Origin of the sequence: Pseudomonas gingeri, from assembly GCF_013386165.1 — a bacterium.
GTDB lineage: Bacteria > Pseudomonadota > Gammaproteobacteria > Pseudomonadales > Pseudomonadaceae > Aquipseudomonas > Aquipseudomonas gingeri_C.
Window position 1 is genome coordinate 262,587 of sequence record NZ_JACAOS010000012.1, and the last position, 26,260, is coordinate 288,846.

Sequence of the window (26,260 nt, forward strand, 5' to 3'; positions counted from 1 at the left end):
TCAAGAAGCCCGAAGGAAGGGTCGCCCGGTCAGCCGGGCGTTATTGGCCAATGCCGGGATCAAGCATAGGCCCCACGTCCTGACTCAGGTTTCTGCGGTACTGACGATGAAACATGCAAGTCTGCGCCTGGATAAACTGGCGCAAAGCTCACAACGCCTGAACAAAGCCCTGTTGCTGCTGACGGGGTTCGCCTTGTTGCTGTCCAGCAGTTGCTACTGGGCGGTGTCGCGGTTGCTCGACGCTGAACAGGAAAAGATCGAGTTCCACTTCGCCCGCGTGGTGGAGATCATCCATGAACACGAGGCATTCCTGCGCAACGTGGCCAAAGGCTTCAGCCGTGGCAATGCGCCGCCGCTGCCTTCCGTGCAATCCACCTCGGTGACGGAACTGCAACACGATGCGGGGCAGGTGGTGTTGCAGGCCAAGGGATTTGCCTTGTCGCTGCCGTTTACCTTGTCCCACGATGCTCGGTTCTTAGAAGACGACACGCGCCGTGCGCTGGCGTTTGGCGTGCAACTGACCGATTACTATGGCGGCTACTGGGCCGGCTCGTTTTACGCTTCGCCGCAGCTGTTCGTGCTCACTCCCAATGACGTCGCCAGCCTCGCCGTGCCCGGCATTGGCGGCTTGCGCCAGCACCAGCCGCTGTTGCGCGAACAGTACCGCGAAGTGGTGAGCCGTTTGCAGCAACTGCAGCAGAGCCAACGCCTGTTGCTGACCGACAGCCGCGTGCGCTGGATGCGCGCGCCGTTTCAGCTGTATCAAAACAGCCGCAACGTGGTGGCGATGATCGGCCTCGACGCGCCCGCCGCCGTACTGCCGGCCAGCCAGCCCCAGGGCTTGCTGACCCTGGCGGCCGTGGTGGACACGTCCCAGGTTGACGAGTTCGAGCGCGTGCTGCAGTTGTCGGTCTACAACCAGTTCACCCTGATCTCACCCCAGGGCGATGTGTTGCTCGGCAGCCTCGGCGATGAACACATGGCGCCCCTGGGCTTGAGCTTCAACAGCCAGGGCTTGCGCTTCAAGATGCTCAGCGAAGGCGGCGAGCATTGGACCGGCTTGTATGCCATCAGCTATCGGGATTTTCTGCGCTACGCCAAATGGCCGCTGCTGGGCCTGGGCCTGACGTTTCTGGCGGCCGTGCTGCTGGGGTGGTGGATCAACCATTGGTACAAGACCCGCATCGTCCGCCCGGCGCAACGCGCTCAGGAACGCTTGTTCGAGAGCGAGGCGTTCAACCGCATCATGCTGCACAACGCCCCGGTGGGCCTGTGCGTGGTGCGGCGCAGCGACCACCAGTTGCTCCTGGAAAACCAGCGCGCCTTGCAACTGCGCGGCACTGCCCCCTTGCTTGACGTGCTGAAAGCCAACGATGGCCCGGACACCCCCGGCGAGATGTGCCTGGCGGTTGAGGGGCGCTACTTGCAGGTCGTGGTGGTGGCGGCGCGCTACGAAGGCGAGGACGTGTTCCTCTGTGGTTGCAATGACATCACCCGGCATGTTGACGAAGCCCAGTTGCTGAACCAGGCGCGCGAGGAGGCCAACGAAGCCAACGAGGCCAAGACCGTGTTCCTGGCAACCATGAGCCATGAAATCCGCACCCCGCTCTATGGTGTGCTGGGCAACCTGGAACTGATGGCCCTGACCGACATGAGCGAGCGCCAGCGTCACTACCTGGAAATTATCCAGGGTTCGTCCACCGTGCTGTTTCAACTGATCAGCAACGTGCTGGACGTGTCGAAAATCGAGTCCGGGCAAATGGCCGTGGAAGCGGCGCCGTTCAACCCGTGCCAGCTGGTGGAGGAGTCGGTGGTGGGGTTTACCGCCACGGCCCGCAACAAGGGTTTGCAGATCGATGCGGAGATTGATCCGCAAGTGCCGCAGCAACTGCTGGGCGACGCGGGGCGGATCCGGCAGATCCTGCATAACCTGCTGGGCAATGCGATCAAGTTCACCGAGTCGGGGCGGGTGCGCTTGCGTCTGACCGTGCAGCAGTTGCTTGAGGATGAAGTTGCCCTGCAATGGCAGGTCACCGACACCGGTGTGGGTATTCCGGAAAAGGCCCTGGAGCAGTTGTTCAAGCCTTTCTATCAGGTGGCCGGCGGGCAGGATGGCAATGGCGCCGGGCTGGGCTTGTCGATCTGTTCGCGCCTGAGTGAATTGATGGGCGGCACCATGCGTGTGGTCAGTGAGCCGGGGCTGGGCAGCAGTTTTTCGTTGTTCATCACCTTGCCGATTCTGCGCAGCGCACCGTCTGCCGTGAGCTCGGTGCTGGCGGAGCCGTGCCTGGATGCGCCGTGTTTGAACGTGCGCGTGTTGGTCGCCGAAGACAACCCGGTCAGCCAGGCCGTGCTGCAAGAGCAACTCGAAGCCCTCGGCGCCCAGGCCACCGTGGCGCGGGACGGCGAGCACGCCTTGCAAATCTGGGGCTCGCAGCCGTTCGACCTGGTGATCACCGACATCAACATGCCGCGCCTCAATGGCTATGACCTGGCCCGCGCCTTGCGCGAACAGGGCGTGCAGGTACCGATTATCGGCGTCACCGCCAACGCCCTGCGCGAGGAGGGCGCGCGCTGCCTGGCGGTGGGCATGAACGCCTGGGTGGTCAAGCCGCTGAGTATGAGCATGCTGCGCCAGGCCTTGATGGCCCACTGTCGCCGCGCGACAACCTTGGCGATGCCGTCGCCGGAACGCGATCAGGAAGGTTGGATTGAATTGTCCCCGGCGATGCGCCAATTGATGGGCGACAGCTTGCTGGTTGACGTGCAGCACATTGAGCAGGGTTTGATCGACGGGGATTCCAACCGGGTTCGCCAGCGCCTGCACAGCCTCAATGGCGCGCTGGCCAGTGTGCGCGCCGGGGCTTTATCCAATGCGTGCCAGAAATGGGAGAACACGCTGCACGACGGCCGTCTGGATACCCACGTCACCACGCAGATCCGGGTGCTGTGCGCCCGGTTGACGGCGGTGGCGCAGTGCTTGCTGGCAGAGTCTTCAACTGAATGAGCGTCCTCTGCCCACTACAAGGAAGATAAATGATGCGAGAAATGAACGTCGTCATCGCTGATGACCACCCGATTGTGTTGGTGGGCGTGCGCGAGATCGTGCAGCGCGATTCACGCTATCGCCTGGTGGGCGAGGCGGTCAGTTCCAGCCAGTTGGTCGAACAGTTGCGCGCCCATCAGCCGCAAGTGCTGATCACCGATTTCAACATGCCGGGTGATGACACCTATGGCGATGGCCTGAAGCTGATCGAGTACATCCTGCGCCACTTCCCCGAGACCCAGGTGCTGGTGCTGACCATGATCTCCAACAGCCTGATCCTCACCCGCTTGCAGGAGTTGGGCGTGGCGGGCGTGATCCAGAAAAACCACCTGCACGACGAAATCGAAAAAGCCTTGAGCGCGATCAGTGCCCAGCGCAGCTACCAGGCGCCGGCGCCTGTCGCGACCTCGGTGGTGGCTAACCCGTTTCAGGTGCAGGAGCGGTTCCAGAGCCTGTCGCCCCGCGAGCTGGAAGTGTTGCGTTTGTTTGTGACGGGGATGAGCGTCAGCGACATTGCGCGGCAATTGAGCCGCAGCAACAAGACCGTCAGCGCGCAGAAGATCTCGGCCATGCGCAAGCTGGAGGTGGACAGTGATCAGGCGCTGCTGACCTATTGCATCGAGGCCCGGCAGTTTCAGTAGTCAGCGGTAGATGATCTGCAGCAACAGCGTTGTGCTGTAGCTGCCCGCTTCGGGCCGTTCACCCAGGGGCACGGGCTTGACTTGCAGGGTCAGCTCCAGTGGCCCGTCCTCCACCGGCCAGGTGCCGGTTTCGCCCAGGCTGAAATCAGCCTTCGTATTTTTATTCAACAGACCCAGACGCAGCCCCAGGCCCGCGCGCTGGGTGAGCAAGGTCTGACTGTCGGCGCTGCCCAGGCCTGCCGAAAGCTTCAGGCTGACGCGGCTACCGGCTTTGCAATCGAAGATCAGCGGCACGTTGGTGACGGCAACGCTGTCATCGAGCAACTGGTTGAGGTTGGCCTTGCCCAGTTCCACCTGTTGCGTACTGGGAAAGCGCGCGCTGCAGGGTGGGGCGATCAGTTGGCCGCTGACATCGATTTGCGCGTCTTGCGCCGATTGTGCGAAGGCGGTGCCGGCAACGGCCAGCAGCATCCAGACGAGCGCTTTCATAGGTAAGTGATGGTCATGACCATCGACGAGGTGAACGCGCCCGGTGTCAGCGTGCCCAGGGCGATCAGCTTTGCCTTGAGGCTGATATCGATGTCGCCACTGAGGTCGCGGTAGGCCTTGGTGGTGCCCGTGAGGTTGGCCGCCGTATCGTCTGCCCAGAGCAACGACACCCCGAGGTTGGCGGCCGTGGTCTTGGCCACCGTCGCGGTCTGCGTACCGTTGTTGGAGGTGAAGCTGACGTTCAGCGATGAACCCGCCGGGCAGACCATGCGTACCGGCACCGCCACCGTTGCGGCAGTCGTCACCTGGTCGGTGCGCACCTCGCCGAACGCGGCGGTGAGGGTGGTGCCGGTGCTCAGCACGCACGGTGGGCGGGTGAGGGTGCCGCTGACGGTGATGTTCACCGTGTCGGCGGCGTCGGCGGTGGCGCTGAGCAGCGCCAGGAGCAGCAGCGAAGTTTTCATCGAAGCCTCAGAGGTAATTGATGGTCAAGGTGTACTGGCTCTGGAACGCGCCGGTGGGGGATTTCCCAGCTTCCAGTTGCGGGATGAAACTCAAGTTCACGTTGTTGCTGCCTGAGCGCAACGGCATGTAGCGCTGGCTGGTGAAGTTCACCGGATTGCCGCTGTCCGTCCAGAGCGCCTGCATGTTCAGGCCCGCCAGCGAGGTGCGCGATACGCCGGTAGTGGCGCTGACCACGGCCTGGCTCGGCGCCAGGGTGATGTTGGCTTGCGCCGAGGCCTTGCAACTGAGGGACACGGAGGTCGATTGTATTTGATTGCGCAGGTCGGCGTTGCTGATGGCGCCGAATCCGAGGCTTACGCTACTCGGCGAACTCAAGGTGCAGGCTGGGGCGAAAACGGTGTACACGAAGGGCATGTCCACGAACCACTCGGCATACGTCGGGTAGTTGAGGGAGGTCACCCCGATCCGCACCTGCAGAGTGCGCGTACCGGTGGTTCTGGGCGCCGTACCGATCAGGTTGTAGCGGTAGCGCACCACGCTGTTGATGGGCAATTTCTGGCACGCGCCTCCCAGGCAAATGCCACTGAATTGGCCGAGGTCGAGCAGGGGCACATAGGTCGAGCTTGCCGGGTCCGCGAATCGCAGGGTGGCGTGGTTGGCGCCTGTCCCGTAGCTGACGCTCGTATTGATCCCGGCAGCATAGGGAAAGGCGCGACGAATCGTACAGGTTCCGGCGTACTCGACATTGATCGCCTCCCCGGGCGTGAACCGGTAACCAAAGGTCGGGTAACCCGGCATCGAGCAGTCAACATTGCCACCGACCAACGCATGGGCTTGAAGCGACAGGCAGCCAAGCCATGCGCTCAGCAGTATTCTCACGATCATGAGTTCACGAATCCTTGGCGCCCGACCCAGCGGTCGCGCGCTCACATTGAATGTTCAGTTGAGTGATCCCACCCTCGGCAGGCTCTTTTTCGTCCAGCTTCAATTCGCGGCTGCACCATGGCTGGCTATCCACGCTGATCAACAGGCGTGACTGCGCCGGTACGCCGCTCAGGTAGGCACGCCCTTTGTCGGCCACCAGGGTGCTGCCCAAAGAGCGTCCATCCGCTGCAAACAGTTCGGCCTTGGCGGCAAATGGCGCGGCGTCGCCGTGTGCATCAACGATGCGAAACAGAATGCGTTGGCCCTTGCGGGTCTCGAAGTCCGCCAGCACAAAGGCACCGCGCTTGGGTGTGACTTCCTGCACCAACTGGGCAATGTCGACGTCGGCAGGCAGCGACTGGGTGTCGAGCGACACACGGTTCTTGCGGTAAGGCAGGGCAGACGGCACCACCGTGTAGCCATTGGCATTGGTGCGCACCCCGCGCTTGTTGCTGATACCCACGTCCGCTGCGCCGGGAGTGGCCACGATCACATTGGTTTCGCCCAGAGGCTGGCTGAACAGCAGGTTGCGGTCGTAGGCGACCACCGAACCCTCGATACCGATGTCCAGTTGTCGACTGCCGGCGGTCTCGTTATAGCCGCCGTGCACGATGGCATTGGGCGCGTCATAGCGTGCGGCCAAGGTGCTGCCCATCACGCGCTCATTCGTGTTGACTTGCTGCGACACGCCGGCGCTGTAGGCCAGGGTGTCGTCGTCCAGCGCATTGCCGCTGAACGTCGCCGTGCGCGAGGCCGCGCCCCGTGCGTTCTGGTTGGCGTTGACCGAGACACGCTGGTTGCGGGTACCGCCCAAGGGCATGCTGATGCTCAGGGACAGGGTGCGGTCATTGCTGTCAGCGCCTTTGTTCAGGCCCAGGCCCAGGGAGTAGGAGATATCTGCGTAGCTGGCGCTGTAACCCAATTGAATCGAAGTGTCAGCCTGGGTCCTGTTCCAATAGTCGCTCTTGGTCACGCTGGCATAGACACCGCCGTAGCCGCCCAGTTGCTGGGACACGTTGGCGGTGAAGTTGCTTTTCATATGGCCGCTGCGGTACGTCTCCAGCGACTGCTCGTTGTTGCGGCTATTGAGCGCCTCGTTGAACGAGTAGTAGCCGCCGGTGGAGTAGCGGTAGCCGATCAGGCTGAAGTGGGTGTCGGTGGCCGCCAGGGCTTTGGAGTAGCGAAAGCGAAACGACTGGCCGCTGGCGCTGGTTTTAGCGTGGCCCATGGCGTCGCTGCGGGCGTGGGTCACGTCCAGCGAAATCGCGCCAAAGCCGGCGAAGTCGTGGGCGAAACCCAGCAGGCCGGCGTTGTACTGCTCACTCAGCAGGCTGCCGCCGAACAGCGTGGTGCCGCCGGCCAGGCCGCGCCGCAGGGACGCCTGGATAAAACGTGGCGTTTCCTGCTGCCCGGTCGATTGCGCCGGGCGATACTGGCCGGCGAACACCGAGTAGCTCTGCTGGCCCTCACGCAGCATGTAAGGCACTGACGAGAACGACTGGGTAAACACCTGGCGCTGACCATCGGGGCCTTCCACGGTGACTTCAATGTCGCCGTTGCTGGCGGTGGGGTACAGGTCGGTCAAGGCGAACGGCCCCGACGGCACCCATTGCTCATGGATCACGTAGCCGCGCTGGCGGATGATGACCCGCGAGCGGCCGTTGGCGATGCCGCGAATCACTGGCGCGAATTCGCGGGCCTGGTCGGGCAGCATGTCCAGGTCCGAGGCGATGCCCAACCCGCGATAGGGGATGGCGTCGAACAGGTCGCCTTCGGTGGTGGCATCGCCCACGGTGGCAATCGCCATCAGGTTGCCCATGTCGTGCTGGGCGTAGGTTTCCATCGACTCCCAACGGCCCTTGTCGCCCGTGCCTTTCTGCCAGGTGGAGAAATTGCGCAGGCGCCAGGCTCCGGCATTCACGCCGCTGCGCAGGCTGCCGAACTGGTCCTGGCGGCGGTCGCTGTCGGACGCCACCGTGCTCCCGGAAAAGGTGTAGTTGGTGAAGGCCACTTGCTCGCCGTCACTCCACTGCCTGCGGCGTACTTCAAACGGGATACTGCCCAGGTAAGCCTGGGGGATTTCGATAGCCAGCAGTTGGCGGTTGAAATCGTAGTCGTAGCTGACCCCGGCCAGCCCCTGGTCGAAGGCCAGGCACGTGGTGTCGGCGTCGGTACGATTTTGCAGGGCGGTGTCGGCAACCCCTTGGCCGCGAAAGAAGTCGGCATCCAGGCAGGGGAAAAGGCCGGTGGAGGAACGGTCCGCCGTGCCGGTGACGCGAATAAAACGCACATCACGTTGTGCCACCGAACGCTGGTTGACCAGCATATCCACCCGGTAGATTCCCGGTAACTGGCCTTCGCTCATGGCGCTGACCTGTTGTTTCACGGCGGCCGAACTCTGCCCGCCGCCGATCTCGAGGAACGACGCATCGAACTCGTAGCCGGCCTGTGCGGGGGCCAGATGCAAGGCCACGGCAGCCGCGAGCGGGCAGCCGAAAGCCTTCATGGCGCAACAGCGCATGAATGGGGATGAACGGGGCATGGGCGTTCCTGAAAAGGTGTTCCGGGGTTGGCGCTTGGGTATCAGTGAAGGCGGACGACGGGGGCGGTCACGATGCTGCCGTAGTCATCGATGTAGCTCAGTTGCAGTGCATCGCCGGCCTTGGCTTGTATAGGCAGTTCCTGTTGTTGGCCGGGTCGCAGGACATCCGGTGCCTGGCTGATCGGCTGGCCGTTGAGCTTCAGGTCGCTGACCACAACGTGGAATTTGGAGGTGTTGTTGAACGTCAGCTTGCCGGCGTTGGCCTTCCAGTTCACCTGCGCCACCGCGTCCTTGAGCTGGCCTTTCAGGCCGGCGGGGCGGTAGAACAGTTTGATGGTGGTCTTGAGGGCAATCTGCAGCACGTTCTTGCCTTTCTGGTCATCGCCCATGGCCGGGATCGCCTTCACGTTCATCAGGAACAGGCTTTCGCGGTCCTGGGGCACCTCCGCGCCGCCGGTGAAGATGATGCGCAGGATGTTTTCCTTGTTGGCATCGAGCCGGAACAGCGGTGGCGTGACGATAAAGTTGTCGACGCTTTCGTCGCTGCCGCTGCGGAAGCGGCTGACCCAGGACTGCACCAGGTAGGGTGAGGTGTCTTTGCGGTTGCTCACCGTGAGGTTGGCTTCGTTGGACGCACCGTCGTAGATCAGGCGCGTGGCGCCGACGGTGACGGCGGCGTTCGCTGCGGCGACAGGCCAGAGCGGTAACAGGGCGAGCAAAAAATACAGTTTCAAACGCATGATGAGGGACCTTTGAAAGTCCATGGGCCGGCGCGGCGGCGTCGGGCCCACGGTGTTGACGAACCGTTACTTGTAGGTAACGTCGAAGCTGGCGAGGGCGTGGACCTGACCGGTACCGATGCCGAGCTTCGTCACGGCATCGTCACCTTCGCCCGTGGTCACGTCGGCGGCGGTGCGCACGTAGGCGGCGGTGAAGTCGAAGGTGTTGGACTGTGCACGCAGGTCGTAGTCGGCGGTCGCGGTGTTCAGTGGCAGCCTGTTGCCGGTCCGGGCGTCGGCGATCTGGATCGCGATGCCACGTACCTGGCTTTCACCGGTCAGGCCCAGCAGGGTGGGGTCGCTGGCGTCTTGCTGGCCGCTGAAGGTGATCGCGGCGTTTTTCTTGGTCGCGAAGCTGCAGTTGTCCAGGCTGATGGAGAATGCTTTCGCTTTGGCGGTGGCACCCACGGTTGGCGCGAAGTCAGCGATGCGCACCGGGTCCAGGGTCACGGACTTGTTGATGTCACCGGTGGTGATGGTGCACGCGTTGTCGGTGACGGAACCGGTGAATTCGATCTGCCCGTCCGCCGCCTGTGCGGTACCGGCCAGCAGCCAGCAAGCGCCGCATGCGAGGGTGATTTGGCTTAGTTTATTCAGCATTGCAATGCCCTTTAAGAAATGGATGGTTGTCTGCTCACCCCCCTTGGGTAAGCCAATCCATGGTGCATTGCGGCGTTTGAGAGGCACATGAGACGGATCTTAAAAGACCCTGCCCAAAACGAATGAAGGGAATCGAACCCTTGTCATGATTTCCAGTCTGTCACACTAGCGGAAAGTCTTCATATGATTTTGGGGTGTATCCCCAAACTCTCAGAACGTCAGCGCGCACGTCAAACTCGAATCCAATCTGTGTAACGACCTGCGATATTTCGTTTGTATGGTCAATGGTTGTACTTGCAAGCAGTCTTCCTTTTGAGGGTGCTGCTTCTGACAAGCCGATGTCGAACCATTCGACGGACGCGAATGGAAACGGCAGATGGTAAAACCACTCGACATCCCACTCTGAGACATATCCTGTGACGGACTTGTATCGGTAAGACGGGCGCCAACCTTGAAGCTGGCGGAAATGGTTGATCAGCTCATTCCACTTGGTATTGTTCGATGCGCTTGCCAAGTTTCTCGCAGCTACGGCAGCATGGATTTTCTTCCGTGTTGCATCATCATGGCCCGTACCGGCCCTCGGTAGTTCACTCACATTAAGTCCTATCGATTTCCCCACACGTCTCAGGTGTGGGAAATAATTGTGTGCGCAGGAGGCTTCGCCGACGGCAGCCGTTTGTCATGCAAGGTTGTCGGCGGTCATCTGGGAATGAGCCGGCAGCAGCTCCATAACGTCACAGAAGAGTTTCCGCTGTTTCCAGTCATTGCGATCGCCAATCACATACAAGCGGCGCTTGGCCCGGGTGGCCGCGACGTTGAGCAGGTTGGGCTTGGACACTGCCCATTCGCGAGCACCACCGTTTTCGCTGCTCCCACCCAGGACGAGAATGATCACGGCAGCTTCCTTGCCCTGCATGGTATGAATGGTGCCACGCACGATCTTGCCGTGTAATCGATCCTTGAGCTGGTTTCGCACGTCCTGGAAGGGCGTGATCACTGCGATGCTATCCGGCGGCACACCGTCGCCATCCAGCAAGGCCAACAGATGTTCTAGCGCCTTGCCTTCATTGTCGACCCAATTGCCGGAAGAGCGGCCACTCGCATGCACCCAGCCGGTGAGCAGACGGGCCGGAGTTTCTTTAGCGAGTGAGGGTGCGATGGTGCCATAGACCATGGCGCCGTCGTAGGCGATGCGATTAGCCAGCTCGAACATCGGCTTGTCGCAACGACGGTGCACCACCAGCGGCAGGCCGACCCAGCATTTCTGGTCTTTAGGGCCCGCCATGCGGCCCCAGGCGGTGGCCTGGTCGGCCAGGGTCTGAGCGGACTGGCGATTGGGCAGCCAGTGAGCGTCGATTTGATAGCGGGTACGCATGTGTTCGAGCACGGCATCGGATACGGTGACGATTGGCTCCAATTGCAGCGGATCACCGACCAGCACAGCCCGGCGAGCACGCCACAAGGCACCCACAGCCGCCTGCGGGGTAGCCTGGCCAGCTTCGTCCACCAACAGCCAGCCAATCTCGCCGCAGCCAAGGCTACCGAAGGAGCGGGCGAACGAGGCGAAGGTGCTGCTGAGCACCGGCACTACCATGAACAGTGAGGCCCATGCCGAACGCACCACGGCCTGGGACACGCCGCGATAACGACTGCCGGTCAGCGTGCTGGTGATGAACTCCAGGTTGGCGCGCAAGCGCGAGGCTTCGATCTGGAAGAAGGCGCGGTGCAGCTTGAGCGCTTCGATGAACACCTTCGCCCGGGCCTGGCGCCAGCCTTCGACGATCCAGGGTTCGAGCAGCTCGATCTCGCTACCTCTGCCGATCCGGCCTTGTTCGAGCCAGACCTGCAGGTGCTTGGCCTGGCCAAGCTGGGCAATGCTGCGAGCCTTGTCGATCTGCAGGGTGGCGTGGCGCACGGCTTCGTTGATCTCTTGTTCGTCCGTAACCAATTGTCGATTGATTTCGGTGAGCTGTCCGATGAGCCGTTGCACTTGGCGTTGGATACTGTCGAAGGCGTCCCTGGCCAAGGCGTGGGCGCTATCGAGCAGACGTTGCCGGGCTGTCCACGTGCGATGAGCACCCCAGAGGCTGAATAGGTTGGCGAGAAACCCCGGCTTTTTTGCCAGGTGTGCTTCAAGGGCCTGAAGTTCTCGTTGCAGTTGCTCGCGGGCAGGCGTGAGTTGCCGTGTTTCCAGCGTAGCTTGTTCATCATCGAGACGGCTGCGTTGGGTCAGGTGGACTTGGCGCTCTTGTTCCTTCTGATGGACTCGGGTCTTGGCGCTGATCACTGCCTGAACCCGTTCCAGAATGTCGCTGACTTGAGCACGTAGTGCCTGTTCGGCGTTCTTGGCGTCCTGGTATTGCTTGACGGCGGCGCGCCAGAGGCTGGTTTTTTCGGTGGACGAGAGCAACTTCATTTGCGGCGCTTGCTCGATCAGCCATTCGCGCATGCCCTTGGGGGCTGGCTTGTCGTCCGTGCTGTTCGCTACAGACGCGTCGGGCGTTGGATCGCCGTCGTATAGCTCTTCATCCAAGTCGCCGTTGTCGAGGGCCTCTGGTTGGGAGGATGAGGATTCGTCTTTGATCTTCGTCGCTTTGGGCGCACGCTTGCCATAGAAGAAGCGATCGACGAACTGGGTACGTTTGGCTTTGCTGCCTAATGCCGCGGAGATCATTGCCCAGGCTGGCTTGCCGCTGGTGAGCTCGCCCAGTTCGCTGAAGTACTCGGCATCGGGCAGCCAGGATGGGTCAACCTTATCCTGCTGGGGAAGCTCGAGCGTTACGTTTTCCACGGCTCCATTGTTGGAGGAGGCTACCACCATCTCGAAGCCGAACAGGCGTGGGTCGAGTTGATAGGCAAGGCGCTCGCGCCCGCCATCGTTGGCGGATTCGCGCCCATCCTGAATGAAGGCCTCCGACGCCCTGCTCAGCGAAGCCAGTACGTCAGCGCGCTGTGTCACCACGGCGGCGATCAGGTCGCGCAGGAGAGTGGTCTTCCCGGTGCCCGGGGGGCCATTGACGCCCATCACGCCGGTATCGTTGCCGAGGTTGTTCAGCAAGCTGTTGACTGCCAGTTGCTGAGAGTGCACCAGCCCCAGATGCCGTTCGGCAGGCCAGCAGCCGGCAGCGTAGCGCGAGGGCGCGAGGCGATCGATCAGTGCCAGATCTGCGTTCGATTGGTCGAGGTGCAGGCGCTGGCTGGAATCGTGATGACTCAGGTAGCGGGCCAGCGGCTCACTGGTTTCGCCACGGCCCAAAGCATCGGCCATGTCGGCCAAATCGCTGAGCAGGAAGCTGTTGAGCGGATCGTCCTCCGGTTCGGGTTTATTCGGGTTGATTGGCGCGGAGCGGAAGCGATGTTCGCGCGGCTGGTCCCCGAAAAACTCTTCGAGTCCCAGGGCCTGACGGATGTAGTGGGTCAGGCGCGCCAGGTCGGCAGCTTGGACCACGCCACCGAGCAGGGTTTTGGCCTGTCCACGGAGGAAATCCTGGGTCTCGTCGAAACCGCGTGTCCAATCCTTTTGGTTGATGGCACAGCCCACGAACCACGCCTCGCTGGAGAGAACCAGGCTATCGACCAGCATCATGCCTTGGTCGTTGAATTTGAGCGCATACAAGGCTGAAAGCCGATGTTGTGGTTCCTTGTAGCCTTGGTCGGCGCCATAGAGCGCCTCTAACTGGCGAGAGACATCCCGGTTGTTGTAATGGTGTGCGTAGAGCGTGTGACTCCATACGCGTTTGTTCGGCAGGCGCTGCCGGCTCAGTGGGTTGGCTGGCATCCATGGCAGGATCTGGGCTGAGGCGGGGATATCTTGGAAAAAGGGTTGATAGTCGCTGTCGCGCTTCTTCAGCTTGGGGACTGCCTGGGGTTGCAGCAGCTCGACGGCGTGCCAGTAACGCACGATATTTTGAGGATTCATCTACGTCCTTGAAAGCGCTGGGCTTGGATTCCTGATCGGGGAGAATATCAGGCATGGTGCATCGCTTCATGGTGCCGAGGGCAGAACAACTAGTCAGACGCCATTTCACCCGACGGCTTGCTATAGCAACTGGCCACGTCTAACGTTCTCTCCACCCTCCCCATCACGTTCAGGAAGACCGGTATGCCGTTTGCGATCGCCGCGCCACCAGGCGTTGTCACCGCTTGGACTCTGCTTGCGGCGCATAAAGTGCTGAAGCCTCATGAAGCCGTGGTCAAACGATTTTTAGGCACTGAAGCCACGCTGCGCTTCGCCACCCTGGATGCTGCCGTGGCAGCGATGGTCGAGCCCGACACCGATGTGGACATGGAGTGGGCGCTGGGTGTGGCCCCAGCGCAGCCCGTGCGCAAGAGCATTAACCGCTGCTTGCACGCACTGGCGAGGCAAAGCTACGAAGCGATGCTCACCAAAGCCCAAACCGACGGCGCCACGCTGTTCACCACTGCCCAGACCAATACCCCGGCGACCTTCGTGACCCAGTGTTGCACTTACTACTACCAGGGGGCGTACATGGCCGGCGATCAGTTCGCGGTGGGGGCGGCCCTGAAGCTCGAACCGACCTCCCGGTTGATCCTGCTGTACAGCGATGCCGAAGAAAACGCAGCCAAGCGCCTAGTCGGTTTTTATGGCACGTCCTGTGGGCTGACTGCGGCGCGCTTGCTGCTGGTCAAGGTGGCCGATACCAAGGCCGCGTGCCTCGCTTGCAGTGGTGTGGTCGATGCACGGGTCAGTAAGGTACCGCCCGCCATCGCCCTTCCCGCGTTGACCTTCCTGGGCGGCATGCCCACCATCGGCGGCACCAAGCTGTGCCCGGTGGGCGGGGCGACCACCGATGTGGCGGCGTCGATCATGAGTGGCGACGGCCGTGGCAACGTGGCCAAGTGGGACAACATCGACCCCAACGGCAACAGCTACTGGCGCTACCGGGTCGACAAGTTCCTGAGCGCCAAGAACATCGCCAAGACGCAGAAGTACGTGATCGTCTGGACCCGCTTCAGCGGCAAGGACGGTGGTGCGCATGCCGAGCTGGACGACAGCTGGACCGGGCTGGGACAGGTGTGCCACGCGCTGCTGAAAAAGGACCTGAATGTGATCGTGGTCGGCAAGCCGCGCAATGATCGAGACCTGAACACCAAGCTGACTGAGCACCTGACTGCGCTGGACACGAAGGACGGTGCGGTGGCGCGGGCCAAGTTGCAGGTGTGGGGCGAGTATTGGAAACAGGAAGACGGTGGGCCCAACCGCAAGATCATCGGGCCGAGCCGTGCGGCCGAGTATGCGATTTTCCTGCGCATGACCCAGGATGCCTGGGGCTGCAAGCTGGTGCACCTGGGCATGCGTAGCGGGGCGATGGACGCGGCGGCACTGTTGGGTATGCGCACGCGCTTCATCGAGAACGCTGGCAACCAGCAGATTGCGCGTACCACCAAGTGGACGGGTGGCAGCAACGACAACGCGCTTTACCAGCGTATCGCCGTGTCGGAGCTGTCGACCCGCCGGGCGCGGATGATGGGAAACGGCACGTTCAACAAGGCGGCGCATGCCGAAGGTACGTTGGACAAGAGCGGGGTGGCCCGGGGATACAAGGCCAGCGATGTGACAATGATCGTTAGCAGTGTGGAAACGGCGTTGGCTTAGGTGTTCGGTCCCAGAATGAGAGGGTGCGGATTAATTGTGAAGCGGTCTGGATTTTGAGCCCAGGCCTCGCAGATCACTTTAAAGGGAGTACACCATCGCAACCCCCGAAGCGGTTGGTAGCGCCGTTGTCAGTCAGGACGATATGGATTTGGTACGGAAAGGCTTGGATAACCTGGCGCAAAAACAAGGACCTTTGCAAAAGCTACGCAGCTAAATAGTTCGGTCTGTTGACGCCGGGCTGGATGACGATTGGCTGATGCGGCGCTCAAAACAACCGTTCGAAACATTCTGGAAAGGCTTCATGCTTTCCCCTTTCTTCGCCCGCATCTCGATTAAAGTGTGGGACTTTCAGTCAGCCAAGCTGGAATGTCCCGCATTCCATGTAGGATGCGCCGCACGTCAATGTGGTCTTCGCGTTCAACGTAGAACACCAGATGGGGATAACGACTCAGGGGCCAATAAAAGAAACCCTCGTAAATTGAACTCATGGGCGTAGCGGGGGAGGCGTGACGCGGGGTGCCGGGAAATATGCGCATAAGCGGCTTCCAGGTCATCGATGAACCCTAAAGCCGCCTGTTCTGCCTGTGATGCAAGTAGTAGCTGATCGCAGTTTCTACATCCTGGTTGGCTAACGCCCTCGGAATGACGGACTTTGCCTTCATTCCTTCAGTACCCTGGCACGCAGAGACTTGAAGTAGTCACCGTCGACAGGTGTGCCGGGTGCCGATTCAGCACCCGCGAGCAACAGGCCGCGGAGGTTCTGTCGATCCTGATCCTTGCGAATCAGCTCCCGGACATATTCGCTACTGGTGCTATAGCCCCTCTGGCTGACCTGATCATCAATAAAGGTCTTGAGAGCATTGGGTAGGGAGATATTCATGGGACTTATGGTTTTGTCGGTTTTTGACAAAGTTTGCCCTTATGGATCAGAGGATCGCCTGCAATCCTTTGTCAGCAATGACATTGAGCAGTTTGAGAGCAGGCCCGCCAGGGCGTGTGTCGCCCTGTTCCCACTTGCGCACGGTCGATGCCGTGGTGTGCAGGTGAAGCGCGAATACGGGCTGGCTGAACCGCAATGCCTCACGCAGGCACTTGATATCGGTAGCACTGAACTCCCGTACGGGAGGTGGGCAGATCGCGTCGAACTCGCGCATCGTCACCTTGTCGATTACGCCAGCATCATGCAAGGCGGCGAGGTCGCCGCGCAGGGACTCAATGATCTTGCTCGTCACAACACACCTCCAGTAATACTCCTGTCTGCAATGCCTTCACCAAGTCTTCGGGAGATAGCTCCAGAAACACCTTGCCAACATATTGCAGAGCCTTTCTCTCATCCTGCGTGATATTCGCGATATCGCTTTTCGAGAACCCATGCAGGAATACATAACGACTGCCGATCCTGGCCGACAAGAACGTACGGTAGCCACCGCTTTTGCCGCCGCCTGGGCGGGCTACCCGTTTCTTGTAAAGGAAGCCGCCCAGATCTGCATCAATCAGGCCGGCCTCCATCTCCCTGGCGGCTTTGCACAAGCTGGCGTCGGGTAGTTTCTCGCCCGCTTGCCAGCGCGAAAAGTCTTTGCGCTTGAGAACGTTCATATCGACTCGACCTATAAAATATACCCGTAACGGGTATGGATTTCCAGTTCAGGTCCTTTGACCGGACGGGAGACCTTCGCTAAAAGGAGCAGTCCTTCGAAACATTCCGGAAAGGCTTCAAAAAGTGGGGGGTAAGCAGATTCGATAGGTTATTGGGTATTCAGAGGCGATCAAACATCATGCTTTCCCCTTTGTCCGTGGTCTTTTCCGGATTTTGATGTGGTCCAGATTTTTTGGGATCCATAGGAAAGTTCCACTTTCAAAGCGCGGCGCAACCGCCTTGATCAAGCACAGACTGGTAGTCTCAACATCTTTATGGCCGCCTGCTCCCGCAGTAAGCATTACCCCGAGGTACGGTTGACTGGGGCTTGGCCTGCCCCTGGCCGGGCCCGAATCATGAGGCGGATCTTAAAAGGCCCCGATAGCGGGTCGTCAAAATGCTAGGTTGACTTCCCTCCATCGTCACGAAGATGTTCTCGCGCTGCGCTCTGATGGCGGCCAAAACTTCCATGGCGAACTCATGACCGTTTCCTAGCTGTTCGGTCCCGGAATGAGATGGTGCGGATTAATTGTGAAACGGTCTGGATTTTGAGTCCAGGCCTCACAGATCACTTTGAAGGGCTTGCGCCTTATGCCAGAAGGGCAGCGGCGTGACCGGCTGTGGGGTGTGGCTTTGGACATCTTCAATATCGACTTTGCTGGTCGGTTGCTAGGGTTCGATAGCGATGCGGCGGATGCCTTTGCCGAGATATCGGCATCACGCCGTCTTGACGGCGCACCCATCAGTCAGTTTGACGCAATGATTGCGGCGATGGCCTCCTCGCGTGGTGCGATATTGGCGACCCGCAACGTCAAGGATTTTGTGGGTTGTGGCGTTGATGTCGTGAATCCTTGGGACTGTTAGATATTGCTTTGAATCCAGGTCGGCGATTGACGCGCTGAGCTCGAGCTTTGCACCACAATGACACCAGAATGCCCGTGACGATCGACACCAATGGAATGCTTGCAGCAACCCCCAGTGTTGGAAATACCAACAGTATCTGCGAGTCGTTACCGCCGAGCATCATCGACGCTCCAATCCCCATCAAAATACCCGCCAACAAATGAACGGCAGCCTTTGACGGGGTAAAGGCCTCGAAACGGAACGTTTTCCTGTACAGGGTAAAACTCAGCATGCCGGCCAACAACATGACAAACACCGCAATACGTCGGGCGCCGATGGTCATATCGGTTAGCCAGAACATCTGTGAGATGTTGTAAAAGAACACACTAGGTGTCCATGACGGCTCGAATGTGTAGAGCGCACTTGTCAGTGCACCGAGCAACAGACTGGAGAGCACCAGGTGTTTATTACCATGTAGGCTGACCAAAAAGATCAGCACCAGCGCCACTACAGCGATCAACAGCCAGTAATGGTGGCTGGAAATTTCCGGCATCAGGATGGTCTTCTGTTCGGGCATCATGTGCAGGTAATACCAGAGCACGGTCCCCAGCACCCAGCCGATCATCGTGAACAGTTTATTGAAATTGCCACAGGCAAACCTGGTCAGCGTGCCGACGCTGCAACCGTTGTTCAGCACCGATGCCACCCCGAACAAAAAGCCTCCCGCCACCAGTAACGGATAGGAAATACCAGGCGAGTACAGCGGCAGGCTGACCTCGGAGAAACGATACAGCGGGGCCAGCATCAACCCGAACAATCCACACGATGTCAGCGCCACAAACAACGTCGGGCGACCTGCCAGCAATTGCTCGCTCGCTTTGACCAGGCACATACCCATGCGCTGCGAAACCCAGCCAATCAGGAACGCTAATACCAACGCCATCAGTAGAGAGAAAACCATGTTCGTGCGCCACTGTTGATTGGGTTGGAGCGGGCCTCGCCAAGCATGAGCGTAGCTCTCGATCAGGCAATCTGTGTATCTGTGTAGTGGTCAACCCATCACAGGCACAGGTTTGTGCTTTCTTCGGTTTTTAACCCATCAACCTACAGCCAGATCGGCACAATGGACGCCACGAGCAGCCCGCCCAAGGTCATGTTCAAAACACGCCATTGCCGTTCACTTTTCAACTGCCGCGACAGGGCCAGCCCCGCGACGCACCACAACGCCAACGAGCACATGCAAGACACGGCAAACACCAGGCTCAGCAGCAGCGCCAGTGACGCAGCGCCCTGGGTCAGGGATGCGAATGAGGCGGCGGCACTGAGTGTCATCGCCCAGGCTTTGGGGTTTTGCAAGAGCATCCAGATGCCCGTCAGAAAACTCGCTGGTTTTTCGCTGACTGACGCGCGGCCAGGTTCGCCGCGCTGCGCTATCTGCCAAGCGAGCCAGAGCAGATAAAGCGAGCCCACCAGTTTCATCGCCAATTGCAAAGAAGGCACCGCCAGGATCAGGCTGCCCAGACCGCCGGCCGCGGCTACAGCCACTATCGCCAAGCCAAACGATATGCCCGCAAGCAGTGGCAGTGAGCGGACCCAACCGAAGTTCGCGCCGGATGCCGTCGCCAAGGTTGTTGCGCCACCCGGGCTGAAGGTGGCGATCATAACGAAGAGCAGGAGCGGGAGTAGCGATTCGAACATGACAAGTTTCCTCAAGTGGTCTCGACTTAATATCGAGTTACCGACTAGCATGGAAGCTAATGTTATTAATCCTATGCATTAGGAGCGCTTATGCTATGCGGACCTTGGACCTTTTGCTTTTACGCAGCTTCGTCGTGGTGGCCGAACAACGCAGCATGACGGTGGCTGCTCAGCATCTGCATGTGAGCCAAGGCGCGGTGAGCCAGCAGATCAGGAGGCTCGAGGAGATACTGGGAGGGACGTTGCTCGTCCGTGACCGACGCGGCATTCGCCTCGCGCCACTCGGTGAGCGTTTGTTTCTCAAGGCCCAGCAAATGCTGGCGCTCAACCAACAGATTTGGGCAGACGTGACCCAGGGCGCGATCCAGGGGCGGGTGCGTCTGGGTGTACCTTACGACCTGGCCGGCGTCTGGATTGCGCCGATACTCAAGTCGTTTATCGAGGCGAATGCGCAGGTGGAGTTGTCACTGAAATGTGGCTCGTCGGCAGACCTGAAAGTTGAAGTCGACAAAGGCTCGCTGGATCTGGCCATCATTGAAGAAGCGGTCAATGGCGCCAGCGGTGAATGCCTGTCGATCGATCGTCTGGTATGGGTGGGTGCCAGTGGTGGTAAAGCTTTTCTGAATACGCCATTGGCGATATCCCTGGTCGCGGACACCTGTGCATTTCGCGAGCCTGTCATTGCCGCCCTGGAAAACCAGGATCGGCAGTGGAAGGTGCTCTTTGAAAACGGCAACCTCGAGACAACGGTCGCGGTGGTCAGCAGTGATCTGGCGGTGTCGGCTTGGCTGAAGTCGGCAGTGCCTCCGGGTTTGGAGATCCTGCCCGCCGAAGCCCCCTTACCTGAGTTGCCGCCGTTTGCGATCTCGCTCCATCGAGCAAAAGGTACCGCGAGTGCGGCCTCTGTCGAGCTTGTTCGCCGCATTCATGAGCATCTTGACCGTGCCTGATTCACCGAGTGCCCGAGGCGGAAGCGGGCAGTCTTCGCTCCTTACTCGACCCATCCATCGCGACCTATGGCGGGTCGTGCACGCTGACCTACGACATTCGCCCACGATCCGAGCTATCGTCGACTTCATCTAGCTCACGCCCGCTTCTCGGCGACCCACAACAACGACTGTGGCACAGCACTTTGCGGATGCTGCGGCTCCTGCAGCCCCACCTGCCGAAAGCCGCCCATGTCCAGCGCATTGACCCAACTGGACAACGTCCGGAAATACCACGGCATGGGTTCCCACTGGCCCTTGAACCCATCGAAGGTCTCCTGGCGCCAACCATCCTGATAGTCGCCTGCCGCCGCAGTCCACGGATGCAGCGTCTGGATCACCAGCGCGCCGCCAGGGGCGAGCAGGGCGTTCATGGCCGTGAGCAGAGGGATGATGTCCTGGTGCAGCAAGGCGAAGTTGGCGCAGATCAGGTCGTAGTCGCTGCCGACGTCCACCTTGGCCTCCACCAATGCCTCATAGCTCGCCAAATGCACCGGCGAAGAGCCCGCTGTCCGCGCCGCCTCGACCAACGTTGCATCGCCATCCACTCCAACCGCGTCGATGCCGCGTTTTTCAAGCTCGCGCAACAGCCACCCCTCACCGCAGCCCAGGTCGAGCACACGCTCGGGCTGTCGGCCGAGCACCGCCCGCAGAATGGCCTGATCGGTGACCTGGCGACGACTTTCAATCCCGCCGCTGCGCACCACGTCGATCCAGGATTGGGCATTGTGGTGCCAGCTTTGCAGGAGGGTGGATTCGGTGACGGGCATTTTGATCTCCGCAGTGGTTGGAGGGACGGATAGGTCGCAAGGTACACAGCCATCGCCAGCCCACGTTAGGGAGAACCCCATTTTTGCGCAAGCCGGGAGGTATTGCCCGTGGGGTTTGGCCTGACTTTATTCCGTCATTTTTTTGCAATGGGCGCGTGCGAGCCTTTCTTGGCGAAGATAGGGAATAAAGGGTGTTTCGGTACGCTAATGCGTTGTTTTAATTGCGCGAAATAGATTTTAAGGAAAGTCGATGTCCAAGCGAGTACCGCGTATACCTGCCATAAGGGTGGTGACCTCCGGTTCGGCCTACCTGGACATCGACGCCTACGCCTGTTGCATTGCCTACGCCGAGCTGTTGAATCGCCAAGGCATCGAGGCGCGGGCCGTCAGCAGCGCACCGCTCAATGCCAGCATCTCCAGGACCGTGCTGGGATGGCAATCCTCTCTGGACGATTACCAGCCCAGGCCGGGTGATGACTTCGTGTTGGTGGATGTCTCCGACTACCACCATGTCGACCCGCTGGTGGTGCTCGATCAGGTGGTGGAAGTCATCGACCATCACCCGGGTTTTGAAAACTATTGGGCGCAGAAGCTCGGAGCCGCCGCAGAGATCCGGCCGATCGGCGCAGCGGCGACTCAGGTTTTCCAGCGTTGGGAAGCGACAGATTTATTGCCACTGATCAGCGAACACAGTGCTGCGTTGCTGGCCACGGCGATTCTGGACAACACCCTGAATTTCACCGGGCAGTTGACCACCCAAGCGGATATCCGGGCTTATGAAGTCCTCGCCCGGCGAGCGAACCTGGCCACGAACTGGCCCGAGCGGTATTTCTCCGAGTGCCAGGCCACTATCGAGTCAGACCTGATTGGCGCGTTGGCGGTTGACATGAAACGCCTGAAAGCCGACAGCAACCTGCCGCAGGTTTTCGCGCAGATGGCGGTATGGGATGCCGGCACGCTGATCCGCACACATCGCTCAACGATCGGTCACTGGCTGGCGGAGCAGAGTGAAGACTGGCTGCTGAACCTCATCAGCCTCCGCGAGTGCAAAAGTTACTTTCTGGCTGACTCCTTGGTCAGCCAGCAAAAGGTCGGCAATTTACTGCCGGTCGAATGGCGGGGCGCAATGGCTGTGCTTGAGCGCCCGCTGCTGCGTAAGGAATTGTTGACGCTGGGATTGGCCCATCCCTCCGTTGCAGACGCTATATCGGAGACAACACGACGTTGAGCTTTCTGCTCTTTCGATATGCCTTCAGTGAAGGCACAATGCGCATCCTTTTTTGCCTGGCCATGTCGGAGGCCTTGAAATGATCAAGACGCCGTACTACCTCATCGATAAACAAAAGCTGCTGGCGAACATGCAGAAGATCGCTTATGTGCGCGAACAGTCCGGGGCGAAGGCCCTGCTGGCACTCAAGTGCTTTGCCACCTGGTCGGTGTTCGACCTGATGCAGCAGTACATGGATGGCACCACGTCGTCGTCGCTCTACGAGCTCAAGCTCGGTCGGCAGAAGTTCGCCGGCGAGACCCATGCCTACAGCGTGGCCTGGGCCGACGACGAGATCGAGGAGATGCTCGACAACTGCGACAAGATCATCTTCAACTCCATCAGCCAACTGCAGCGCTACAGCGAGGCCTCGGCAGGCAAGGTCCGCGGTCTGCGGGTCAACCCGCAAGTGAGCAGCTCGGATTATCTGCTGGCCGACCCGGCGCGCCCCTTCAGCCGCCTGGGTGAGTGGGACCCGGCCAAGATCGAACCGGTCATCGGGCAGATCTCTGGCTTCATGTTCCACAACAACTGCGAGAACGGCGACTTCAGCCTGTTCGACCAGATGCTGTGCACCATCGAAGAACGCTTTGGCCACCTGCTGCACAAGGTCGAGTGGGTCAGCCTCGGCGGCGGTATCCATTTCACCGGTGAAGACTACGCGCTGGACGCCTTTTGCGCGCGCCTCAAGGCCTTCTCGGAAAAATACGGCGTGCAGGTTTACCTGGAGCCGGGCGAAGCGGCCATCACCCAGAGCGCGTCGCTGGAAGTCACCGTGCTCGACACCCTCTACAACGGCAAGCACCTGGCCGTCGTGGACAGCTCCATCGAAGCGCACATGCTCGATCTGTTGATCTATCGTCTAGATGCCAAGCTGGCCCCCAGCGAGGGCGAACACACCTACATGGTGTGCGGCAAGTCTTGCCTGGCCGGAGATATTTTCGGTGAGTATCAATTTGATCGTCCGCTGACCATCGGCGATCGGCTGTCGTTCATTGACGCAGCAGGTTACACAATGGTTAAGAAAAACTGGTTCAACGGCCTGAAAATGCCGTCCATCGTGGTGAAGCAACTCGACGGAACGGTCGAGGTGGTTCGCGAGTTTGGTTACAACGACTACCTGTCCAGCCTTTCCTGAGCTGGCCGAAAAAAGAGAAATAGATAATTGAAAAAGAACGTTCTTATCATTGGTGCAGGAGGTGTCGCCAAGGTGGTGGCCCACAAGTGCGCGCAGCACAACGACGAACTCGGTCGTATTGCTATCGCGTCGCGCAACATCTCCAAATGCCAGGCCATCATCGACAGCGTCAAAACCAAGGGCAGCCTCAAGGTGCCCGCCGATATCCAGGCCTTCTCGTTGAACGCCCTGGATGTTGAAGCGACGAAGGCGCTGATCCGCGAAACCGAATCGCAGATCGTCATCAACGTCGGTTCCTCCTTCCTGAACATGTCGGTGCTGCGTGCCTGCATCGATACCGGCGTGGCCTATCTGGACACCGCCATTCATGAAGAGCCGGGCAAAGTCTGTGAGACGCCGCCCTGGTATGGCAATTACGAGTGGAAGCACCTCGAGGAATGCGAGCAGAAGAACATCACTGCGATCCTCGGCGTGGGCTTCGACCCGGGTGTGGTCAACGCCTATGCCGCGTTGGCGCAGCAACAGTATTTCGACCGCATTGACTCGATCGACATTCTTGATGTCAATGCCGGTTCCCATGGCAAATATTTCGCCACCAATTTCGATCCGGAAATCAATTTCCGCGAGTTCACCGGACAGGTGTGGAGCTGGCAGGACAGCCAGTGGACCAGCAACACCATGTTCGAAGTCAAACGCACCGACGACCTGCCGGTGGTCGGCGCGCAGAACCTGTACCTGACCGGCCACGATGAAGTGCACTCGCTGTCGAAGAACCTCGACGTGCCCAATGTGCGTTTCTGGATGAGCTTTGGCGAGCACTACATCAATGTGTTCACGGTGCTCCGGAACCTTGGTCTGCTCTCCGAGCAGCCGGTCAAGACCGCCGAAGGCCTGGAAGTGGTGCCGCTGAAAGTGGTCAAGGCCGTGCTCCCTGATCCAAGCTCGCTGGCGCCCGGTTATACCGGCAAGACCTGCATTGGCGACCTGGTCAAGGGCACCAAGGATGGCCAGCCGCGTGAGGTGTTCATCTACAACGTGGCGGACCACGAAGACGCCTACGCCGAAACCGACAGCCAGGGTATTTCCTACACGGCGGGCGTGCCTCCCGTGGCGGCCGCCTTGTTGGTCGCCCGCGGCGAGTGGGACGTGCAGCGCATGGCCAACGTCGAGGAGTTGCCGGCTGAGCCGTTCCTCAAGGCACTGGACGTGATGGGCCTGCCGACCCGCATCAAGGACGAGCATGGCGACCGCCCTTGGAGCGCCAAGGCCTGAGAGCTCCACAGTACGTGTGAGCCTCACTCCCGGTTCCATGGGTAAGAACGCCGCTCTTTGAGCGGCGTTTTAGTTTGTGTGCGAGGCGTTGGCTGGGGTGACCCGCGCTACATGATCATGAGCCCAAACGTACCGCACCTTGGGTGGCGTTGACCGGTTGCAGTTTGAATACATGGAACAGCACGGTCAGCAGCACCAGGAACGCAGGCCCTATATAAAGCGCCACGCGGGTGTCCGGGAAGTAGGCCATCAGGCCGACCACCAGCACCAGGAACGCCAACGCCAGGTAAGAGCTGATCGGGTACAACCACATGCGGTACTTCAGGCCGGCACGTTCTGAGGCGCTCAAGCCTTTGCGAAACTTGAGCTGGGCCAGCAGGATCATGGCCCAGGTCCAGATCGCGCCAAAGGTGGCAATCGAGGTGACCCAGACAAACACTTTTTCCGGCACCAGGTAGTTCAGCAGCACGCCCAGCAACAAGGCCGCGATCGACAACAGCAGCGCGTTGCGCGGCACACCGTTGCTGGCGGTTTTAGCGAAGGTTTTCGGCGCCTGGCCGTTTTGCGCCAAGCTGTAGAGCATGCGCCCGGTGCTGAAGATACCGCCGTTGCAGGACGACAACGCCGCAGTGATCACCACGAAGTTGATGATGCCGGCAGCGGTCTTGATGCCGAGCCGTTCGAAGGTCATGACGAAGGGGCTGCCCTGGGTACCGATCTCTCCCCACGGGTAGATCGACAGGATCACGAACAGAGCCCCCACGTAGAACAGCAGGATGCGCCAGAATACCGAACCGATCGCCTGGGGAATGGTTTTCTCCGGGTTGCGTGCTTCTCCGGCGGTCAGGCCGATCATTTCCACGCCCAGGTAGGCGAACATCACCATCTGCAGGGACATCAGCACGCCGGTGACGCCGTTAGGCATGAAGCCGCCATGGCTCCACAGGTTGGAAATCCCCAGCGCCACGCCATCGTTACCGAAACCAAAGGCGATCACACCGATCCCGCCCAGCACCATGGCGATGATGGTGACGATCTTGATCAGGGCGAACCAGAACTCGAATTCACCGAAGGCTTTCACCGCAATCAGGTTGACCGTGCCCATGCTGACCAGCGCGGCGAGGGCCCAGATCCAGCGCGGCACATCGGGGAACCAGACCCCCATGTACACCGCCACGGCGGTGATTTCCGCCACGCAGGTCACCAGCCACAGGAACCAGTAGTTCCAGCCGGTCAGAAAGCCCGCCAAGGGGCCCAGGTAATCTTGTGCATAACGGCTGAACGAGCCGGCGACGGGGTTGTGTACCGCCATTTCGCCGAGGGCACGCATGATCACCAGGATCGCCAGGCCGCCGATGATGTAGGACAGCATGATGGCCGGGCCGGCCATTTGAATGGCCTTGGCCGAACCAAGAAACAGCCCGACACCGATACAGGCGCCGAGGGCCATCAAGCGAATATGTCGTTCGCCCAGTTCACGTTTGAGCGGACCGCCTTGAGCGGTTCCCCCCTGGGGCAGAGGGTTGTCTGCGCGCATAGAAATACAG

General features: G+C 60.2%; 22 protein-coding genes and 2 pseudogenes. 7 read left to right on the forward strand and 17 right to left on the reverse strand.

All coding sequences use genetic code 11. The features are described from left to right. The first annotated feature begins 106 nt into the window (after positions 1-106). On the forward strand, positions 107-3,007 hold the full coding sequence (locus HX866_RS11950) for an ATP-binding protein (protein WP_177093673.1): 2,901 nt from the start codon (positions 107-109) through the stop codon (positions 3,005-3,007). Between the two features lie 32 nt (positions 3,008-3,039). After that, a complete protein-coding gene (locus tag HX866_RS11955; protein ID WP_177093741.1) occupies positions 3,040-3,687 on the forward strand; it encodes a response regulator in 648 nt (215 codons plus the stop codon). Here the strand turns inward: HX866_RS11955 and HX866_RS11960 are convergent, their stop codons facing one another. From HX866_RS11960 to HX866_RS11995, 8 genes are all read right to left on the reverse strand, one after another. Further along, entirely contained in the window at positions 3,688-4,176 is a 489-nt protein-coding gene (locus tag HX866_RS11960) for a fimbrial protein (protein ID WP_177139749.1), read from the reverse strand. Beyond that, positions 4,173-4,640, reverse strand: coding sequence for a fimbrial protein (locus HX866_RS11965; protein ID WP_177124600.1), 468 nt, complete (start codon positions 4,638-4,640; stop codon positions 4,173-4,175). The genes HX866_RS11960 and HX866_RS11965 overlap by 4 nt, the downstream gene beginning before the upstream one ends. A 7-nt stretch (positions 4,641-4,647) precedes the next feature. Further along, positions 4,648-5,526, reverse strand: a complete 879-nt coding sequence (locus HX866_RS11970) for a fimbrial protein (RefSeq protein WP_218179676.1) — start codon at positions 5,524-5,526, stop codon at positions 4,648-4,650. Positions 5,527-5,530: 4 nt separating this feature from the next. Further along, positions 5,531-8,107: a fimbria/pilus outer membrane usher protein gene (locus tag HX866_RS11975; protein ID WP_177139751.1), complete on the reverse strand. Its 2,577-nt coding sequence runs from the start codon at positions 8,105-8,107 to the stop codon at positions 5,531-5,533. 41 nt (positions 8,108-8,148) lie between these two features. Next, positions 8,149-8,847 (reverse strand): fimbrial biogenesis chaperone, encoded by a 699-nt coding sequence (locus HX866_RS11980; protein WP_177093677.1) that lies wholly within the window; start codon positions 8,845-8,847, stop codon positions 8,149-8,151. Positions 8,848-8,913: 66 nt separating this feature from the next. Further along, entirely contained in the window at positions 8,914-9,486 is a 573-nt protein-coding gene (locus HX866_RS11985; RefSeq protein ID WP_177124603.1) for a fimbrial protein, read from the reverse strand. Between the two features lie 160 nt (positions 9,487-9,646). Further along, a complete protein-coding gene (locus HX866_RS11990) occupies positions 9,647-10,081 on the reverse strand; it encodes a DUF6678 family protein (RefSeq protein WP_177124604.1) in 435 nt (144 codons plus the stop codon). A gap of 84 nt (positions 10,082-10,165) precedes the next feature. Beyond that, complete coding sequence (locus tag HX866_RS11995; protein ID WP_177139753.1) at positions 10,166-13,405, reverse strand: DEAD/DEAH box helicase; 3,240 nt, start codon at positions 13,403-13,405, stop codon at positions 10,166-10,168. Between the two features lie 183 nt (positions 13,406-13,588). Between HX866_RS11995 and HX866_RS12000 the strand changes: the two genes are divergently transcribed. After that, positions 13,589-15,103 (forward strand): hypothetical protein, encoded by a 1,515-nt coding sequence (locus HX866_RS12000; protein WP_177139755.1) that lies wholly within the window; start codon positions 13,589-13,591, stop codon positions 15,101-15,103. On the opposite strand, the pseudogene HX866_RS34775 reads toward HX866_RS12000, so the two are convergent. From HX866_RS34775 to HX866_RS12025, 7 genes and pseudogenes are all read right to left on the reverse strand, one after another. Beyond that, positions 15,100-15,213, reverse strand: a pseudogene (locus HX866_RS34775) (IS481 family transposase); the annotation flags it as partial. The gene HX866_RS12000 and the pseudogene HX866_RS34775 overlap by 4 nt on opposite strands. A 222-nt stretch (positions 15,214-15,435) precedes the next feature. Continuing rightward, positions 15,436-15,765 (reverse strand): annotated as a pseudogene (locus HX866_RS34315) (type II toxin-antitoxin system RelE/ParE family toxin). Beyond that, positions 15,762-15,992 (reverse strand): ribbon-helix-helix domain-containing protein, encoded by a 231-nt coding sequence (locus HX866_RS12005; RefSeq protein ID WP_177093743.1) that lies wholly within the window; start codon positions 15,990-15,992, stop codon positions 15,762-15,764. The pseudogene HX866_RS34315 and the gene HX866_RS12005 overlap by 4 nt, the downstream one beginning before the upstream one ends. A gap of 37 nt (positions 15,993-16,029) precedes the next feature. Next, positions 16,030-16,335 (reverse strand): helix-turn-helix domain-containing protein, encoded by a 306-nt coding sequence (locus HX866_RS12010; RefSeq protein ID WP_177139757.1) that lies wholly within the window; start codon positions 16,333-16,335, stop codon positions 16,030-16,032. After that, entirely contained in the window at positions 16,316-16,699 is a 384-nt protein-coding gene (locus tag HX866_RS12015; protein WP_177139759.1) for a type II toxin-antitoxin system RelE/ParE family toxin, read from the reverse strand. Before HX866_RS12015 ends, HX866_RS12010 begins: the two co-directional genes overlap by 20 nt. An 851-nt stretch (positions 16,700-17,550) precedes the next feature. Beyond that, positions 17,551-18,543, reverse strand: a complete 993-nt coding sequence (locus HX866_RS12020; protein WP_177139761.1) for a YeeE/YedE thiosulfate transporter family protein — start codon at positions 18,541-18,543, stop codon at positions 17,551-17,553. A gap of 143 nt (positions 18,544-18,686) precedes the next feature. Further along, the gene (locus tag HX866_RS12025; protein ID WP_218179678.1) at positions 18,687-19,244 is read right to left on the reverse strand and encodes a LysE family translocator; all 558 of its coding nucleotides are present in this window, start codon (positions 19,242-19,244) and stop codon (positions 18,687-18,689) included. Positions 19,245-19,375: 131 nt separating this feature from the next. Here HX866_RS12025 and HX866_RS12030 point away from each other — a divergent pair, with 131 nt between their 5' ends. Continuing rightward, the gene (locus HX866_RS12030) at positions 19,376-20,230 is read left to right on the forward strand and encodes a LysR family transcriptional regulator (RefSeq protein WP_218179679.1); all 855 of its coding nucleotides are present in this window, start codon (positions 19,376-19,378) and stop codon (positions 20,228-20,230) included. Between the two features lie 134 nt (positions 20,231-20,364). Here HX866_RS12030 and HX866_RS12035 read toward each other — a convergent pair whose 3' ends face one another. Beyond that, positions 20,365-21,036 carry a class I SAM-dependent methyltransferase gene (locus tag HX866_RS12035; RefSeq protein WP_177124610.1) on the reverse strand — a complete coding sequence of 224 codons (672 nt, stop codon included), beginning with the start codon at positions 21,034-21,036 and terminating at the stop codon, positions 20,365-20,367. Positions 21,037-21,316: 280 nt separating this feature from the next. Between HX866_RS12035 and HX866_RS12040 the strand changes: the two genes are divergently transcribed. From HX866_RS12040 to HX866_RS12050, 3 genes are all read left to right on the forward strand, one after another. Further along, positions 21,317-22,264 (forward strand): DHH family phosphoesterase, encoded by a 948-nt coding sequence (locus HX866_RS12040; RefSeq protein ID WP_177139786.1) that lies wholly within the window; start codon positions 21,317-21,319, stop codon positions 22,262-22,264. Between the two features lie 79 nt (positions 22,265-22,343). Continuing rightward, the gene (locus HX866_RS12045; RefSeq protein WP_177093687.1) at positions 22,344-23,441 is read left to right on the forward strand and encodes a carboxynorspermidine decarboxylase; all 1,098 of its coding nucleotides are present in this window, start codon (positions 22,344-22,346) and stop codon (positions 23,439-23,441) included. A 27-nt stretch (positions 23,442-23,468) separates the two neighbouring features. Next, positions 23,469-24,713, forward strand: coding sequence for a saccharopine dehydrogenase family protein (locus HX866_RS12050; RefSeq protein ID WP_177139762.1), 1,245 nt, complete (start codon positions 23,469-23,471; stop codon positions 24,711-24,713). A gap of 115 nt (positions 24,714-24,828) precedes the next feature. On the opposite strand, the gene HX866_RS12055 is transcribed toward HX866_RS12050, so the two are convergent. Next, positions 24,829-26,250, reverse strand: coding sequence for an amino acid permease (locus HX866_RS12055; protein WP_177093689.1), 1,422 nt, complete (start codon positions 26,248-26,250; stop codon positions 24,829-24,831). Positions 26,251-26,260: the final 10 nt, after the last annotated feature.